The organism is Ornithinimicrobium avium, from assembly GCF_003351765.1.
Taxonomy (GTDB): Bacteria; Actinomycetota; Actinomycetes; order Actinomycetales; family Dermatophilaceae; genus Ornithinicoccus; species Ornithinicoccus avius.
In genome coordinates this window covers 3,031,614-3,047,338 of the sequence record NZ_CP031229.1, presented here as the reverse complement: position 1 = coordinate 3,047,338, position 15,725 = coordinate 3,031,614, and the positions used below count along the sequence as shown (strand labels likewise).

Sequence of the window (15,725 nt, the reverse complement as noted above, 5' to 3'; positions counted from 1 at the left end):
AGGGCCGGGTGCTACGCCAGTCCAGTGACGCGATTTGCCGCACCACTGGCATGCAGTACAGCTCCAACGCGACATCATCCGTCTCCCGGGGTGCATGGCGCCCGACAAACTCATCGACGTGCCCCAGTGGCCAGCACTACTACAGCGGGGGCAAGGCTGCCCGATGGAACGGGAACGGTTACAACTACCAATTCACCTTCAGGACCGTGGCAGTGGTCCTGGTGAACTAAAAGAGGTCCAGAGATGAGCATCAAAACCAAGCCGAGGCGAGCCGCCCTAGTCGTTCTCGGGGCAGGTGCGGTCATCGTCGGTGGCGCCTACGGTGGTGTCGCGTTGGCAGAGGGCACCGTTGCGAGTGACACGGTCGAGGACAACATCGCTGCCGACCAGTATCCGAAGCCCGCCAACCCCGACTACGCAATCAACGCGAAGGGGCTCACCTACGGGACGGCCGCGCAGGCAAACGTGCCTGATGAGGAGCCAGACCTGATTCTCGTGGTGTCCGACGCCGGCGCCGAAGGGTACGTCTACACCGACGAACTGAACCCGCCAGACTTCAAGTCTCCACAGGAAGCGCTTGCCTGGCAGGAGGAGCGGTACGCCAGCGACTTCGTGCTTGGTGTGTACGAGAGCGACGGGGCGACCAAGATCGGCACCTTCACCATTCCCAAGAGCGAGAACTAAGGCCGATAGCTTCACCCTACATGCCGGGCTGCCCACAAGCCCCCACTGTGCAACGATTCTGGCCCCCGTCCGCGAGCGGGTCGCGTGCTGGCTGAACGCTCGCGCTCGTCCCGTGCCCGGGGTGCAAACTTTGAGTTCATGCCGCCTGTCGCCGCCTAAGCATTCCCAAAGCGCACAGCCGGCCAGTACATCGCCTGACGCACGCCACCAGGGCGACGGCGCCGGGTGGACGCAAAGAGGCCCCTGTCAGGCTCACCCGGGTTGGTACTTCTTGGCTAGTCTGCCGGGGTTGATGCCAGACTTCTCCTGCCGGTGCTTCCAGTCCTCGGGGAGGTTCCGGTGGCGCACTTGCCACAGCGATCCGGATCCGAGGAAAGTTGTCGACCAGGGAACTCGTGATCGGGCTTCGCGATGAGAACAGGCAGGCCCTGCGCAGCTGTCAGCGTGGCCGCCCAACTCGCTGAGGCGGTGAGGTTCCACATACGCACCGGCAGAGCGAAGAAGCCCGTCGCCACACCGATCATCACCAGCGGACGTGCTGCCACCAGGAGTGCCTCGTCTGACCGGCGAACTACTGGTGCCGTCATCATGTCGGTGGTGCCGGCTGGTGAGCGCCTAGCCCCTGGCCCCATTCCTCCAGGCCATCCAGGACCGGGCCGAGCGCCTGGCCCGCTGGAGTGAGGCTGTAGGACGACACGCTGGGGCCGTCCTGGCGTTCGATCAGGCCTGCGCCATCCAGGGTGCGCAGTCGGTCGCTGAGCAGGTTCGTAGAGATCCCCCGCAACATCTGGACGATCTCGGTGAAGCGTCGGGGCTCTTCGGCCAGCGTGGCGAGGATCAGCAGTGTCCAGGGCCGGCCGAGGAGCCGACTCGCCGCGTGCAGTCCCGGCCCGGGAATGTGCCGGTCGTCGCCGGACACGGGTCAGGACGCCCGCTGTGTGAGGAACACGGGAAAGCCGTCCGGGTCGAGCGCGACCGCGTCGCGCTCACCCCAGGGTTCGTCCGTGGGCTCCTGGGTGACCGGAACCCCTTCACGGCGCAGGCGGGCCACGAGGTCGACGACGTCGACGACCTCGAAGTACCCCTCGCAGCGTCCGTGGAGCGCTTCGGTGGCGTCCTGTTCGTCGACGTGGGTTGGACTGATCAGCAATCTGGTCTCCCCGACGGCCAGCTGAATCCTACGGGCCCGCTCGGAGATGAAGGTCAGTCCCAGCAGGCCCTCGTAGAAGATGCGCGCACGGTCTGGATCCTGCACGTAGATGGCTACATTGCGGACACCCGTGAGATAGGTGGACATGGACTGCTCCCGTCTGCTTCAGATTTTGGAGTGATGTTCACGTTCAAAATATGAAGCGCGACTGCATCCGTCAAGGCGGACGGCGGCACGCCCTCAGTGCCCACCTTGGCCCCCGCACGGCAAAGACCACGAGGCGGGAGGACGTGGCAGGGGCAGTCCCGACCGCGGCACGGCCGTGAGGATTCCGTCAAGTTAGCGAGACTGACGACGTCCAGCGATCTTGTCGGTCTGCAGGTCAGGCGCCTGCTTCCCCGACAGATCGGTCGAGAACCTACATTTCTTCTTCTCTCTCCCCGTGCCGCCCTCGGCCTCACTCCCGATGACGATGGTATTATGGATGGCATGTTGGCATCGCTCGACAAGGCGGGGCGCGTGGTCATCCCCAAGGAGGCCCGGGATCAACTTGGGCTGGGACCCGAAGTCCAGTTCGAGGTGACCCTGACCGGCGACGGGCTGCTCCTCACCCCCCTTCGTAGGTCGGCACGGCGCATCGTCGAGGTCGACGGCTGGCCGGTCATCGAGGCCGTGCCCGGCGTGACGACGACCGACGCCGATGTCCAACGCTGGCGGGACGATGGTCAGCGCTGACCGCTGGGCGGTCGACACCAGCGTCGCGGTCGCCGCGCTGGACGCTGGTCACGCGGCACACGTTCCGTGTCTTGCGGCCGTCCGTGAGCATCGCCCCTCCCTTGCCGGGCACGCGGCATACGAGCTCTTGGCCGTCCTGACCCGGCTTCCCGGGCCGCTGGCCGTCGATGCCACGGATGCCGCAACGCTGATCGATCGCGTCTTTCCCGAGGCGGTGTGGCTGTCGGCGCGTGCCAGCGGCGCGCTGCGTCCTCGACTGGCGACGACGGGCATCGTCGGTGGTGCGGTCTACGACGCGCTCGTCGGTGAGGCGGCCCGCGCCAACGAGCGACGCCTACTCACGCGGGACCTGCGTGCCCGTCGGACCTACGACCTGCTGGGCGTCGACTATCAAGTCGTCGGTTTCTGAACGGAACTCCTGCCACCTCCATGACGAGGGGCAAGTTCCAGTGAACTTTCAGCCGGGCAGTGACGGCTAGCTGGGCGCGACGGCTAGGGATGCGGACAAGATAGTGAGACAACAAACAGCGAGGCGACTTGTCCCGCCGCAGGTCAGCGGCTTGCGCCGGAGACACTGTTGGCCCGCCCCTGGACCATGCGTGTCGCCGGTCGGGTGGGTCATCAGCGCCTACGCGCTGCGCAGGAACCTGCTCAGCGGGTCGCCGCCTACTGTCGTGACGCAGTGCTCGGAGTCTTGCCGGCACGCGTGTGGTCGTAGGCGGCGGGTTGATGGACCACCACCTGGGGACGGCGGTGCGAGAGGTAGTCCCGGCACCAGTTCGTCACCGCGGTCACCCGCTGGCTCACGCCGGGCAGCAGGGCGGCGTGGACAGCCAACCAGGCCAGGAAGGCGGCCGGCCCCAGCACCCGCAGCCGACCGGCTCCGAGCTCGGCGACGGCCGCGCCCCGCCCGACCATCGCCATGATGCCCTTGTCGAGGTAGGTGAACGGGGTGCGGGGCTCGCCGCGGAGGTCGGCCATGATGTTGCGGGCGGCGTGCTTGCCGGACTGCTGTGCCACCGAGCCCAGCTGGGGGAGCTGGCGCCCCTTCGCGTCGACGATGTTGGCGGCATCGCCCAGGACGTACACGCCTGTGACGTCCGGCGCCGTGAGATCAGCGGCCACGTCGACGCGGCCGCCACGCCCGGTGTCCAGACCGGAGCCGGAGAGCAGGGAATTGGCCTTGAGCCCTCCCGCCCAGATGACGATGTCCGCACGGATCCTGCTGCCGTCGGCCAGCGTGACCCCTTCGGCATCGACCGACGACACGGCGCTGCCGAGCCGCAGCTGCACACCCACGGAGCGCAACCGGTCCGCCGCGTAGTGCTGGGAGGCCTGGGAGAACGGTCCCAGCACGGTGTCCACCATGTCGACCAGGTGGACGCGGCACGAGCGGGCCGCGAACTCCGGCGAGTAGTACCGGGACACCACGTACTTGATGTTCTCCGCGATCGCCCCAGCCGTCTCCACCCCGGTGGGTCCGCTTCCGACCACCGCCACGCTGAAGGTCCCCTCACCCACCGCGGACTGGCCGGTGGCCGCTCTGTCCAGAGCACCGAGCATCGCCGAGGACAGCGCGGTCGCGTCATCGACCGAATAGAGCGGGTAGGCGTGTTCCTCGGCCCCCGGAGTGTCGAAGAAGTTCACCACGGCACCCGCTGCGACAACGAGGATCTGCGCGTGGTACCGCAACCCGTCACTGGTGGTCACGGTCCTGGACCCGGCATCGATCTGGCTGACCGTGGCGGTGCGCAGGGTGACGTGCCGTCGCAGCTTGTGCAGCAGGCTCCGCAGGGGGCTGGCCACCGAAGCGACAGCGACCTGGGAGGTCGCCACCTGGTAGAGGAGCGGCTGGAACTGGTGGTAGAGGTTCTGGTCGATCAGCAGGACATCGATGCCGGCCCGCCCGAGCCTCTTGGCCACCTCCAGACCGGCAAAACCGGCCCCGACGATCACGACCTCGTGGTGCTGCTCGTCCGGGTGCTGCACGTGCGCGAACTCCTCCACGCGAGCCTGCCCCGCTGCGTCCGTCGACATTCCAGCTCTCTCCTTCCTCCTCGCGCCGGGAAGGGCTGCTCCATCCCGGTTCAGCTCGTCTGCGCCCTCCCCAGGCTAGGACGCCCCGGTGCCCGGCGCCCCCTGATCAAGCGACAAGGAGCTCTAGAGTGGCTTGAGCAAGGGACCTGCCGAGCTCGCCGAGCACCGCGGCGCCCACGTCAACTGGAGGGTCTTCGGCGTCTCCTGCGCCGTCATCCTCGGCTTCTCGGCCTGGGCGATGCTCGCCCCCGACCAGGCACGCGGCACGATGCACCGCACGGTGACCTGGATCGCGGTGAACCTGGGCTGGTTCTACGTCCTGACGGTCACCCTCGTGATCCTCTTCGTGCTGTGGGTGGCCTTCTCCCGGGAGGGCAGCGTGCGGCTCGGCCCCGACCACTCGCGGCCGCAGTACAACCTCTTCACGTGGGTCGCGATGCTCTTCGCGGCCGGCGTGGGCATCGACATGCTCTTCTACTCGGTGACCGGGCCGGTCACCCAGTACATGGTGCCGGTGTCGGCCGAGCCGCAGTCTGTCGAGGCTACGCGCGACGCGGTGGTGTGGACCATGTTCCACTACGGCATCACCGGCTGGTCGATGTATGCCCTCCTCGGGATGGCGATGGGCTACTTCGCCTATCGCTGGGGGATGCCGCTGTCGATCCGGGCCGCGCTCTACCCGCTCCTGGGCAAGCGGGTGCGTGGGCTCACCGGTGACCTCATCGACATCTTCGCCCTCATCGGCACGGTCTTCGGCGTCGCCACCTCGATGGGCATCGGCGTCGTCCTGCTCAACGTGGGATTCGCCTGGCTGTTCGGCCTCCAGGAGGGCCTCGCGCTGCAGGTCGCCCTGGTGGTCGTCGCGGTCGTCATGACCGTCGCGGCCACCACCTCCGGGGTCGACAAGGGCATCCGCCTGGTCTCGGAGCTGAACCTGTGGTGCGCCGGCGCCATGATGCTCTACATCCTGGTGACCGGCGAGACCGCGTTCCTGCTCAACGCCATGGTGGCCAACATCGGCCGGTTCATCGGCACGCTGCCGCAACGGACGATGGAGACCTTCGCCTACGCCCCGGGCGGCGCGGAGTGGATGGGCGGCTGGACGCTGTTCTTCTGGGCGTTCTGGCTCGCCTGGGGACCGTTCGTCGGGCTCTTCCTGGCCCGCATCTCGCGTGGCCGCACGCTGCGGGAGTTCGTCATCGCCGCCATCACCGCACCGGTCCTGTGCGACTTCATCATCGTGTCGATCTTCGGCAACTCCGCCCTCTTCGAGGTGCTCCACGGCAACACCGCGTTCGCCGAGCTGGCGATGACCGAGCCGGAGCAGGGCTGGTACGCGCTGCTGGAGGGGTTTCCCGGCGCCGCCTTCCTGATCGGGCTGGCGACCCTGTCCGGGCTGCTCTTCTACCTCACCAGCGCCAACTCCGGTGCGATGGTGATGTCCAACTTCTCCTCCAGCATCCCCAAACCGGCCCAGGACGGGGCGAAGTGGCTGCGGATCTTCTGGGCGGTCGTCACCGCCGTGCTGACGATCGCCATGCTGGTCGCCGGAGGGGTCACCACGATGGAGTACGCGACGCTCATCTTCGCCCTGCCCGTGACGGTCGTCGCCTACCTCGTGATGGCCTCCTTCTCCAAGGTGCTGCGCATGGAGCGGGCGGAGCGCGAGGGCCAGGTCATCCGCCGTCGCTCTGCGGCGGCGCACGGCGGGCAGGTGCCGGAGAAGACCTGGCGCCAGCGGCTCGCTCAGCTGCGTGCCTACCCCTCCCAGAAGGTCGTCGCCCAGTTCCTCGAGGAGGTGGTCCGCCCGGCCCTGTCCGACGTCGCCGAGGAGTTCCGCGAGCAGGGCTACGACGCACGGTTCACCACGACCACCGTCACCCCGACCGGGATCCCCGAGCACACGCTGGTGATCGACAAGGCCGACCACCGGGACTTCCACTACCAGGTCGCCGCGGTCGAGGCCCCGGTGCCGGCGCTCGGGGCCCGCCCGATGTCCCGCGGCGACGACGTCTTCTACAAGGTCGAGGTCTTCACCCAGACCGGCACCGAGGGCTACGACCTCATGGGTCTGACCCGCCAGCAGGTGATCAGCGACGTGCTCGACAGGTATGAGGCGCATCTCGCCTTCCTGAGGTACTCCCACGAGCACGACTACGCCTCGGTGCTCACGCCCGCCGAGCCGCACGAGCCCGACCGCGCGCCGGCCGTCCCCACGGTGGCGGACGACGTGGAGCGGATCGAGGAGTGAGCTCTCGGGGCCTCGGGCTGACGGCATCGCAGAACCTGGACTGGCATGCCGGTCTTGCGGATGGCACCGCTGCACCACCACCTGTCGTGCGCTTGCGGTAGCAGGGTCACCCAGGCCCCCTCACCACATACCGGGCGCGGCACGCCGTCGGGGACTAGCGTGGCGAGGTGGCCACGACCGGCGCGCAGGCGACCAAGGCGGACGAGCACGGCGGCAGCATGCTCACGGTACTCATCGCGCTGGGCGCCAACGCCCTCATCGCCGTGGCCAAGACGGCTGCCGCGCTCCTCACCGGGTCGGCCTCGATGGTCGCCGAGTCCGCCCACTCCTGGGCCGACACCGGCAACGAGGCGCTGCTCCTCGTGGCCGAGCGCAAGGCCGGCAAGGAGCCGGACCTCGCCCATCCGCTCGGCTACGGCCGGGCCGCCTACGTGTGGTCGATGATCGCCGCGTTCGGACTCTTCACCGCCGGCTCGATCCTGTCCGTCATGCACGGCATCTCCGCCCTGCAGGACGAGGGACCGGGCGAGGACTACCTGGTCGCCTACTCCGTCCTGGCGGTGGCGTTCGTGCTCGAGGGTGTCTCCTTCGTCCAGGCCCTGCGCCAGACCCGCGCCGGGGCGGCGAAGCTGGCGATGCGGCCCCTGCGCTTCGTCCTGGACACCAGCCAGACCACCCTGCGGGCGGTCTTCTTCGAGGACGCCGCGGCCCTGCTCGGCATCCTGCTGGCCGCCGGCGGCCTGGCCCTGCACGAGGTCACCGGGGAGGCGGTGTGGGACGCGGTCGGCTCGATCCTCGTCGGCGTGCTGCTCGGTCTGGTCGCGGTCCTGCTCATCGTGCGCAACGGCCAGTTCCTCGTCGGTCAGGTGGTGGCGCCGTTCACCCGCCGACGGGTGCTCTCCGCCCTGCTCGACGACCCGGAGATCGAGCAGGTCACCTTCGCCCACATGGAGTATGTGGGTCCCTCCCGCATCTTCGTCATCGCCGCCGTGGACCTGGTCGCCGACGACCGCGAGTCGGTGCTGCGGGGGCGGCTCCAGGCGGTCGAGGACCGGCTGCACGAGGACCCTCTCATCACCCGTGCGGTGCTCAGCCTGTCCGCCCCGGGCGAGGGGCCGCTCGGCACGGACGACTGAGCGCCTCAGAAGAGCTGGCGCCAGTTGGTCCTGGCCAGGTCCAGCAGCTCGTCGCCGCGTCCGGACATCACGGTGCGGATCGCGAAGAGCGCGAAGCCCTTGGCCTGCTCCAGCTTGACCGCCGGCGGCATCGACATCTCCTGCCGGTCGGTGACCACGTCGACCAGCGCCGGCCCGTCGTGCGCGAAGGCCTCGCGCAGCCCCGCCTCCAGGTCGGCCGAGCGTTCCACCCGCACCCCCTTGATCCCCATCGCCTGCGCGACCGCCGCGAAGTCGGGGTTGTCCAGGCCGGTGCCGAAGGTGACGAACCCGGCCGCCTTCATCTCCAGCTCCACGAAGTTGAGCGAGGCGTTGTTGAGCACGACGACCTTGACGGGCAGGTTCTTCTGGACGGCGGTGAGCAGCTCGCCGAGCATCATCGCCAGCCCACCGTCGCCCGAGAGCGAGACGACCTGCCGGGACCGGTCGACCGCCTGGACGCCCAGGGCGTGCATCAGCGCGTTGGCCATCGACCCGTGGTTGAACGAGCCGATCAGCCGGCGCCGGCCGTTCATCGTCAGGTAGCGCGACGCCCACACCACCGGCGAGCCGACGTCCGCGGTGAAGACCGCGTCGTCCGCGGCGACCTGGTCCACGAGGCGGGCGAGGTACTGCGGGTGGATCGGCTCCTTGCGCCGGCTCGGGGTGGCCAGCTCGTCCAGCTTCTCCCTCGTCCGGCGGTAGTGCTTGAGCGAGTCCTCCAGGTGCTTGCGCCTCTTCTGCCGCGGCACCCGCTCCAGCAGCGCGGCGGCCGTGTCCCTGACCGTCCCGACGATCGGCAGGTCCACGCGTGTGCGACGCCCGATGTTGGCCCCGCGCAGGTCGACCTGGATGACGGTCGCGTCCTGCGGGTAGAACTGCTGGTAGGGGAAGTCGGTGCCGAGCATGAGCAGCACGTCGGCCTCCAGCATCGCCCGGTAGCCGGAGGCGAACCCGAGCAGCCCGGTCAGGCCCACGTCGAAGGGGTTGTCGTGCTCGAGGTGCTCCTTGCTGCGCAGGGTGTGCACCACCGGCGCGGCGAGCCGGTCGGCGAGCGCCACCACCTCGTCGTGGGCGCCGGCGCAGCCCGCACCGGCGAGGATCGTGACCTTGGACGAGCCGCCGAGGAGCTCCACCGCCCGGTCCAGTTCGTCCACGGACGGCAGGATCCGGGGCGCGGTGCGCGGGATCGGCACCGGCTCGGTCCGCTCCGCCTCAGCGAGGGCGACGTCGCCGGAGACCACCAGCACCGACACGCCCCGCTTCTCCACGGCCTCCCGCAGCGCGATGTCGAGCATCCGCGGCAGCTGCGAGGGAGCGGTGAGCTGCTCGGCATACACCGAGCAGTCCCGGAAGACCTCGACCGGGTGCGTCTCCTGGAAGTAGGTGGAGCCGATCTCCTCGGTCGGGATGTGCGCGGCGATCGCCAGCACGGGCACCCGGGAGCGGTTCGCGTCGTAGAGCCCGTTGATGAGGTGCAGGTTGCCCGGACCGCAGGAGCCCACGCAGACCGCGACCTCACCGGTGATCTCGGCCTCGGCCGCCGCCGCGAAGGCCGCGCTCTCCTCGTGCCGGGTCAGCATCCACTCGATCCGACCGTCCTCGCGCAGTGCGTCGGTCAGCCCGTTGAGCGAGTCGCCCGGGACGCCCCAGACGCGGCGCACCCCCTGGGCGTAGAGCTGGCTGACGATGTTCTCCGCGACGGTGGGCACGGCGCCTCCTGGCAGGACGGGGTATGTGGCTGGGCCGGGTTCCCTGTCAGGCTAGCCCGAGGCTAACGAGCGTCCTCTTCGGCTCGCATCACTGCCCCAGGCGCACCTTCTCTGGCGGCGAGACCGGGCACACCTCGGTGAACACATGCTCGACATCGGGGTACTTGCCCTGCGCCACCATGTCCTCCACCTGACCACGCACCGACGGTTCGTCCGGCGTCCAGGCGCGGCTGGCCAGGAACGTCTCCCTCGTGGGCGGCTCAGCCATCTCGAGACCCTCGTCGCGCAGGCATGGCACGGTCGTCGTCGTCCAGTAGTCGTAGATGCGTGACCAGTCGGCGTCGTCGAGGGGCTGCAGATACTCCTCCCGGATCGGATAGCTTGCGATGCACACGTAGTAGTCCATGTCGAACGCGGCGCTCTGCTCCTCGGGATAGCTGAAACCGCCATGCTCGCCCATCGACCAGCCCCGCTCGACCAGACACTCGTCCACCACGTCCTTGGACTCCGCCGGCGTGACCTCCCGGATGGGCTCCACCTCCGGCGGGTCTTCGATGCCGAGCATTTCCGCGACGGCCGCGATCTGACCCTCAGCAGTCACCGGCTGCGCTGTGTCGGCAGGACTCGAGGCGCCTGACGTGGTGCTGGCCACGTCCGGCACCGGCGCCCCCTGCTGGTTGCAGCCGGCGAGCACTACCGCGGCGCTGCCGACGACGCCGAGCACAAGCCCTCGCACCTCAAAGGCACACAAGATAGGGACGCTCGATCCACCTCAAGGAGGCTTCGGCGTAGACTTGCCTGGTCGCCCAGTAGGGGATGGAGTAGGAGCGTCGGTAGTACGGGTGGTCGACGTATCCCCAGTTCCCCGTGTCGGAAGCGCTCGTGCGAGCGTCCCAGGACTTGTTGTGGGACCACCCCTGAGCGCCCGAGCGCAGAGAGAAGTGAGGGCCGCAGTCATCATAGAAACTGCCCCAGCGCGCCATGATCTTGAACCGCTTCCATCCCATGTCGAACCACTCCGTTTTCATGTCGAACCACACCGTTCGACGTTGGGCTGGTGGACTCACCATACGGGTGCCGGTCGAGCTTGTCGGTGAAGAACCGTTGTAGCAGCGTCGCAAGGTCACTCATCATCGGCCCCCGCTCGCTTGGATGCGTTCGGCGAGAGCGGCTGCGAGCTCAGGGGTGTTCGACAGATACCAGTAGGTCGCTTCCGGGCCGACGTGTCCGAGGAACGCCGACAGCACTGGCATCATCTGATCGACGTCGCCGCCGGCACGGATGTGGCCGATCAGGGTATTCGTCGCGAACGAGGGTCGGAAGTCATGCAACTTGGCGGCCGGTCCGGTCGAACCGCCAGCCAGGTCGGCCATCTCTCGTATCTCTCGGAAGGTGTTGCCTGCGGTCGAGCGAGCGATCCGGGTGCCGCGCCGGGCGACGAGCACCGCTGTCGTCTTCGGGACAGGGAACGTCCGATCACGCAGCCGCTGGTACCTGCGGATGGCGGCCATCGTCGTTGCGTGCAGCGGCACGAGGCGGGACTTGCCGAACTTCGTGTCCGTGACTCGTGCCCAATCGCTGCCGTCACCGGACTCGTCCAGGGTGAGGTCGTCGTGATCGAGGTTACGGGCCTCGCTGATCCGCATCCCGGTCGCAGTCAGCAGCCCCAGAAGCGTCTGCCAGGACGCTGCACGAACCTCTGGGATCAGCCTGCCCGCCGCGGCCAACAGCGTGTCGATCTGCTCGCCGGTGAAGATCAGCGGGCGAGGACGATGAGCCCCGTAAGGGCGTCCGCCGGTCCAGAACACTTCCTCGCCCTGAACCCTGCCGCCACGGCCGTAAAGAACGTACTCCTTCAAGGCCTGTCCGACATCGTCAGGAAGTGGCAGTTCATCGATGCGGTCGCCCTTGCCGCGAACGCGCAGGCTTCCGGTGCGCCAGCCGACGTCATCCAGCCGCAGGCCGGCGATCTCGCAGGCACGCAGCCCCAGCCCGGTCAACAGCAGCAAGATCGCGCGGTCGCGAAGGCCTTTCGACGAACGCAGATCGAGCGTGTCGAACAGCGCCTCGACCGTCCCGGCGGGAACGGGTTCAGGGATCGATGAGAGCCGCCATGCCGCCGCGTGAGGCACTACCCCAGAGAAGTCCTGTGAGGTCCGTGCCGACCGGTGGCAGTATTGCAAGAACGAGCGCAGCATCACCAGCTGCTTGCCTAGCGTCGACGCCTTCCATCCGCGCGCCGCTTCCAGATTCACCCACTCTGTCAACGTCGCTGCGGTCAACCTCCGCAACGACTGATCGACCGGCGCGGGCAGCCACTCCACGAACCCCGCGACACGAGCGGTATACGCCGCCCCAGTGCGCTTCTGTGCGGACCGCTCCCGCAGCAGCCACTTCTCGAACTCGTCCAGCACGTCTCGGACGTCGGCGCGGCGCTGATCGCGATGAATCACCATCTCTGTCCTCCTGACCCGAAGCCAGGCGATCCCAGTGACCGCCAGGTCAGATCAAGCGAACCCCGACGCAAGCACCCATCGTTATGTTGACCGGCTCAGGCGCTGGCCTCCGCCCGACCACGCCACTCACGATGCCGGTCAACATAACCCCGAGGTCGACATACCATCGCTTATGCGGAATTCCGCATAAGCGATGTAGTGGGTCAGGTTCCGGAAACCCAGGGCCAGGCCACGCAGGTGCTCAAGGCGACCATTGATCGCTTCTGTGGGTCCATTGCTGGTGCGCGGTCGGTCGAAGTAGGCCAGGACGTCGCAGACGCGTCTGGCCAGGGTGCGGCCGAGCTTGCGCAGCTCGACCAGCGCCTTGGGCACGCCGTCGGCCAGGGCCTCGATCACGGAGCTCATCTCGACGCGGGCCAGCAGCCCGGTCGGGGTGGCGGTAGGCGGCGATCATGCGCTGGTAGATGCCCCAGGTGCACTCGACCTGGATGTGCTCCTCGCCGGCGAAGAGCGACTCGAGGCGCTCGTGCTGACGTTCGGTGAGCAGGTCGGCGCCGGTGTGCAGCGTCCGGCGCGCCGTGTAGAGCGGGTCACCCTTGCGGCCACGATGACCGTGCAGCTCCTGCTGCACCCGGTGCCGGCACTCGTCCAGGGCCTCCCCGCTCAGGCAGACCACGTGGAACGGACCATCATCGGCACAGCGTCCGGCTGCTCTTCGCTGGTCGCCGTCTTGAAGCCGGCGTTATCCCGGGGCTAGCCCGGCGGTGGTCGCCCGGGGGCGAGCGGCCGGCCCCTACCAGGACATCTCGTGGCAGCGGGTGGCGTCGGCCTCGACCTGGAGGGTGGCGTGCTCGATGTCGAAGCGTCGCTGCATGACCTGCCGCGCGTCCTCGAGCACCGCCTGGCTCGACGTGCCGGGCGCGGCGACGAGGTGCGCGGTGGCGACGTGCATCCCGGAGGTGAGCGCCCACAGGTGCAGGTCGTGGACGTCGCGCACCCCCGGCACCTCCCGGAGCCGTGCCTCGACGTCGGCCGGGTCCAGCCCGTGCGGGGCGTGCTGGCCCAGCACGGCCAGCACCTCGCGCGCCAGGAGCAGGGCGCGCACCAGGACGAAGACCGCGATGGCGAGGGCCACGACCGTGTCCCACCAGCCCTGACCGGTGCGCGCGACCAGGACGCCGGCGACGATCACGCCGACCGAGCCGACGGTGTCCGCGACCACCTCGAGGTAGGCACCCTTGACGTTGATGCTCTCCGTCGCGCCGCCGCGCAGGAGCAGCAGCGCGACGAGGTTGACGACCAGGCCGATGCCGCCGACCACCATCATCGGGCCGCTGGCGACCTCCGGCTCCTGCCCGAGGCGGCGGGCGGCCTCGGTCCCGACGTAGGCCGCGGCCCCCAGCATGAGCAGGACGGTCAGGCCGGAGGCGAAGACCTCGGCCCGGTAGGACCCGTAGGTGCGCCGGCCGGTCGTGTCCGGCCGCGTCGCGATGCGGGTGGCGGCGAGCGCGGCGCCGAGCGCGACGACGTCGGCGGCCATGTGTCCCGCGTCGGAGAGCAGCGCCAGCGACCCGGACCAGAGCCCCGCTGCCAGCTCGACGCCGAAGAAGCTTGCGACGAGCACGAGGGCCACCGCCAGCCGCCAGCGGTGCCGACCGCCCAGGTGGGTGCTGCCGTGGGAGTGGCTCATCGCGCGCCGGCGCAGCAGGCGCCCGAGCACGCCGTGCCATCGGGCGCGCCGCCGCCGGCAGGCATCGCAGACCCCGGCGCGCAGCAGCCCTCGCCGCGCCAGGCCAGGACGCCCTCACGGGCGGCGATCGCGGCGATGACCAGGCCTGCCGCCGGGTCGGCCCACGACCAGCCGAGCAGCGCGTTGAGCAGGAGCCCGCCGAGGAGCACCGCGGACAGGTAGGTGCACAGGAGGGTCTGGGTCGAGTCCGCGACGACGGCGTTGGAGCCGAGCTCACGCCCGGTGCGGCGCTGCGCCCACGACAGGAACGGCATGACGAGCAACGAGGCGATGGCCAGCCCGACGCCGACGGGCGAGTGGTCGGGCTCGTGGCCGGCGACGAGCGCGAGGAGCGAGCTCGCGCCGACGTAGGTGGCGAGCGCGAAGAAGGAGAAGGCCATCAGCCGCAGCGCCAGCTGCTCCCGCGACTCGGGCAGGCGGTGGGCGAACTGCCACAGCACGACCAGGCCGCTGCTCACCTCGATGGCCGAGTCGAGGCCGAAACCGACCAGGGCGACCGAGCCGGCGACCACTCCCGCGGCGAGCGCGACGACGGCCTCGACGACGTTGTAGGCGACCGATGCGCCGGCGAGGAGGCGGGCCCGCCGGCCGAGGGTGCGCCGCCGTGCCGCGTCGGTGGCGACCGCTGCGAGGGGCCGGACCGCGGTCATCCGGTCCGCTCCGCAGCCGCGCCCGAGCTCGGGCAGAGCACGACCGCGTCGCCGGTCGCGGCCAGCAGCCCCTCGGCCGCCGCGAGGACGCGGGTGACCGCCTCGGGGTGCGCGACGGCATACAGCGAGGAGCGGCCCACCGGTCGGGAGGTGACCAGGCCGCAGCCGCGCAGGCAGGCGAGGTGTTTGGACACCGTCGACTGGGCCAGGCCGAGGTGGGCGGTCAGGTCGACGACGCGGTGCTCGCCGAGCAGCAGGTGCTGCAGGATCGCCATCCGGGAGGGGTCGGCCATGCCGCGGAAGAGGCAGGCCGCCGCCGTGGCCGCCGCCGCCTCGTCGAGGGGCCGGGGCGCCTCCCGGCCGTTGGTCTCCGTCGTCATCATCGCCATCTGGCGATGATAGCGCGATCTGTCGAACCACTGAACCCTGCGGCCCTCCCGTGCGACTAGAGGGGTATGACGCGACCTTTCACGTCATACCCGGGCGGGGGACACCCGTCCACGAACCAAGGGGACGACACCATGGACGCTCGACACCTCCTCCGCCACCGCCTCACCGGCCTGGCCGCCGCCGGCCTGCTCGCGACCGCGCTCGCGGCCCCCGTCTCGGCGGGCGCCGGCACCGTCGCGCCGGCCGCGCCGGTGACCGTCGTGCCGGCCGCGCCGGGTCCCTACTGCGGGATCTCGTGGGGATCGCTGGCCAAGAAGAACGCGGTCTCGCACACGACCGGCACGCTCGAGGACGTGCGGGCCGGGCAGCACGACTGCTACGACCGGCTGGTCCTCGACGTCGACGACGTGCCGGGAGGGCTGAGCTACGACGTGCGCTACGTCGACGTCGTGCGGACCGAGGGCAGCGGGAAGGGCGTCCCGCTCGCCGGGCCGGCCCAGCTGCGGATCGTGCTGCGGGCGCCGGCCTACGACGCGCAGGGCCGCGCCACCTACCGGCCCGCGGACCGCGCACACCTGGTCGACGTCGCCGGCTGGTCGACCTTCCGCCAGGTGGCGTGGGCCGGCAGCGTCGAGGGGCAGACGACCGTGGGCCTCGGTGTCCGTGCCCGGCTGCCCTTCCGGGTCTTCGTGCTCGACGGCCCCGGCGACGGCGCCCGGCTGGTCATCGACGTCGCCCACCGCTGGTGACGTGCGA

The 15,725-nt window shown here is 69.5% G+C and carries 15 protein-coding genes and 1 pseudogene; 6 read left to right on the top strand and 10 right to left on the bottom strand.

Going from position 1 to position 15,725, the window contains the following annotated elements:
* Positions 1-243 precede the first annotated feature (243 nt).
* Positions 244-684: a hypothetical protein gene (locus tag DV701_RS13845; protein ID WP_114929078.1), complete on the top strand. Its 441-nt coding sequence runs from the start codon at positions 244-246 to the stop codon at positions 682-684.
* Positions 685-1,270: 586 nt separating this feature from the next.
* On the opposite strand, the gene DV701_RS13840 is transcribed toward DV701_RS13845, so the two are convergent.
* Positions 1,271-1,603, bottom strand: a complete 333-nt coding sequence (locus tag DV701_RS13840) for a winged helix-turn-helix transcriptional regulator (protein ID WP_114929076.1) — start codon at positions 1,601-1,603, stop codon at positions 1,271-1,273.
* 3 nt (positions 1,604-1,606) lie between these two features.
* Entirely contained in the window at positions 1,607-1,981 is a 375-nt protein-coding gene (locus DV701_RS13835) for a VOC family protein (protein ID WP_114929074.1), read from the bottom strand.
* Between the two features lie 342 nt (positions 1,982-2,323).
* Here DV701_RS13835 and DV701_RS13830 point away from each other — a divergent pair, with 342 nt between their 5' ends.
* A complete protein-coding gene (locus DV701_RS13830) occupies positions 2,324-2,569 on the top strand; it encodes an AbrB/MazE/SpoVT family DNA-binding domain-containing protein (protein WP_162803046.1) in 246 nt (81 codons plus the stop codon).
* Entirely contained in the window at positions 2,556-2,978 is a 423-nt protein-coding gene (locus DV701_RS13825) for a type II toxin-antitoxin system VapC family toxin (protein WP_114929070.1), read from the top strand. The genes DV701_RS13830 and DV701_RS13825 overlap by 14 nt, the downstream gene beginning before the upstream one ends.
* A 257-nt stretch (positions 2,979-3,235) precedes the next feature.
* Here the strand turns inward: DV701_RS13825 and DV701_RS13820 are convergent, their stop codons facing one another.
* On the bottom strand, positions 3,236-4,606 hold the full coding sequence (locus DV701_RS13820; protein WP_114929068.1) for an NAD(P)/FAD-dependent oxidoreductase: 1,371 nt from the start codon (positions 4,604-4,606) through the stop codon (positions 3,236-3,238).
* A 133-nt stretch (positions 4,607-4,739) separates the two neighbouring features.
* Between DV701_RS13820 and betT the strand changes: the two genes are divergently transcribed.
* Entirely contained in the window at positions 4,740-6,857 is a 2,118-nt protein-coding gene (gene betT / locus DV701_RS13815; protein ID WP_114929066.1) for a choline BCCT transporter BetT, read from the top strand.
* Positions 6,858-7,024: 167 nt separating this feature from the next.
* Positions 7,025-7,993, top strand: coding sequence for a cation diffusion facilitator family transporter (locus DV701_RS13810; RefSeq protein WP_228255038.1), 969 nt, complete (start codon positions 7,025-7,027; stop codon positions 7,991-7,993).
* Positions 7,994-7,998: 5 nt separating this feature from the next.
* Here DV701_RS13810 and poxB read toward each other — a convergent pair whose 3' ends face one another.
* The 7 genes and pseudogenes from poxB to DV701_RS13770 all read right to left on the bottom strand — a co-directional run bounded on the left by poxB (position 7,999) and on the right by DV701_RS13770 (position 14,959).
* On the bottom strand, positions 7,999-9,723 hold the full coding sequence (gene poxB / locus DV701_RS13805) for a ubiquinone-dependent pyruvate dehydrogenase (protein ID WP_114929064.1): 1,725 nt from the start codon (positions 9,721-9,723) through the stop codon (positions 7,999-8,001).
* A gap of 88 nt (positions 9,724-9,811) precedes the next feature.
* The gene (locus DV701_RS13800) at positions 9,812-10,447 is read right to left on the bottom strand and encodes a hypothetical protein (RefSeq protein WP_114929062.1); all 636 of its coding nucleotides are present in this window, start codon (positions 10,445-10,447) and stop codon (positions 9,812-9,814) included.
* A gap of 406 nt (positions 10,448-10,853) precedes the next feature.
* The gene (locus DV701_RS13790; protein WP_114929058.1) at positions 10,854-12,179 is read right to left on the bottom strand and encodes a tyrosine-type recombinase/integrase; all 1,326 of its coding nucleotides are present in this window, start codon (positions 12,177-12,179) and stop codon (positions 10,854-10,856) included.
* A gap of 138 nt (positions 12,180-12,317) precedes the next feature.
* Positions 12,318-12,917 (bottom strand): annotated as a pseudogene (locus DV701_RS13785) (ISL3 family transposase); the annotation flags it as partial.
* Between the two features lie 55 nt (positions 12,918-12,972).
* Positions 12,973-13,869, bottom strand: a complete 897-nt coding sequence (locus DV701_RS13780; RefSeq protein ID WP_114931160.1) for a cation diffusion facilitator family transporter — start codon at positions 13,867-13,869, stop codon at positions 12,973-12,975.
* Positions 13,866-14,579: a cation transporter gene (locus DV701_RS13775; RefSeq protein ID WP_114929056.1), complete on the bottom strand. Its 714-nt coding sequence runs from the start codon at positions 14,577-14,579 to the stop codon at positions 13,866-13,868. Before DV701_RS13775 ends, DV701_RS13780 begins: the two co-directional genes overlap by 4 nt.
* A complete protein-coding gene (locus DV701_RS13770) occupies positions 14,576-14,959 on the bottom strand; it encodes an ArsR/SmtB family transcription factor (RefSeq protein WP_202863729.1) in 384 nt (127 codons plus the stop codon). Before DV701_RS13770 ends, DV701_RS13775 begins: the two co-directional genes overlap by 4 nt.
* A gap of 141 nt (positions 14,960-15,100) precedes the next feature.
* Between DV701_RS13770 and DV701_RS13765 the strand changes: the two genes are divergently transcribed.
* Positions 15,101-15,718: an AMIN-like domain-containing (lipo)protein gene (locus DV701_RS13765; protein WP_114929052.1), complete on the top strand. Its 618-nt coding sequence runs from the start codon at positions 15,101-15,103 to the stop codon at positions 15,716-15,718.
* Positions 15,719-15,725 lie beyond the last annotated feature (7 nt).

What these genes read in the sequence shown, in the direction of transcription:
- DV701_RS13775 (WP_114929056.1), bottom strand. Translation starts at nt 14,579, where the DNA reads ATGACCGCGGTCCGGCCCCTCGCAGCGGTCGCCACCGACGCGGCACGG.
- DV701_RS13770 (WP_202863729.1), bottom strand. Translation starts at nt 14,959, where the DNA reads ATGACGACGGAGACCAACGGCCGGGAGGCGCCCCGGCCCCTCGACGAG.
- DV701_RS13790 (WP_114929058.1), bottom strand. Translation starts at nt 12,179, where the DNA reads ATGGTGATTCATCGCGATCAGCGCCGCGCCGACGTCCGAGACGTGCTG.
- DV701_RS13780 (WP_114931160.1), bottom strand. Translation starts at nt 13,869, where the DNA reads ATGAGCCACTCCCACGGCAGCACCCACCTGGGCGGTCGGCACCGCTGG.
- DV701_RS13835 (WP_114929074.1), bottom strand. Translation starts at nt 1,981, where the DNA reads ATGTCCACCTATCTCACGGGTGTCCGCAATGTAGCCATCTACGTGCAG.
- DV701_RS13765 (WP_114929052.1), top strand. Translation starts at nt 15,101, where the DNA reads ATGGACGCTCGACACCTCCTCCGCCACCGCCTCACCGGCCTGGCCGCC.
- DV701_RS13825 (WP_114929070.1), top strand. Translation starts at nt 2,556, where the DNA reads ATGGTCAGCGCTGACCGCTGGGCGGTCGACACCAGCGTCGCGGTCGCC.
- DV701_RS13830 (WP_162803046.1), top strand. Translation starts at nt 2,324, where the DNA reads ATGTTGGCATCGCTCGACAAGGCGGGGCGCGTGGTCATCCCCAAGGAG.
- DV701_RS13845 (WP_114929078.1), top strand. Translation starts at nt 244, where the DNA reads ATGAGCATCAAAACCAAGCCGAGGCGAGCCGCCCTAGTCGTTCTCGGG.
- DV701_RS13820 (WP_114929068.1), bottom strand. Translation starts at nt 4,606, where the DNA reads ATGTCGACGGACGCAGCGGGGCAGGCTCGCGTGGAGGAGTTCGCGCAC.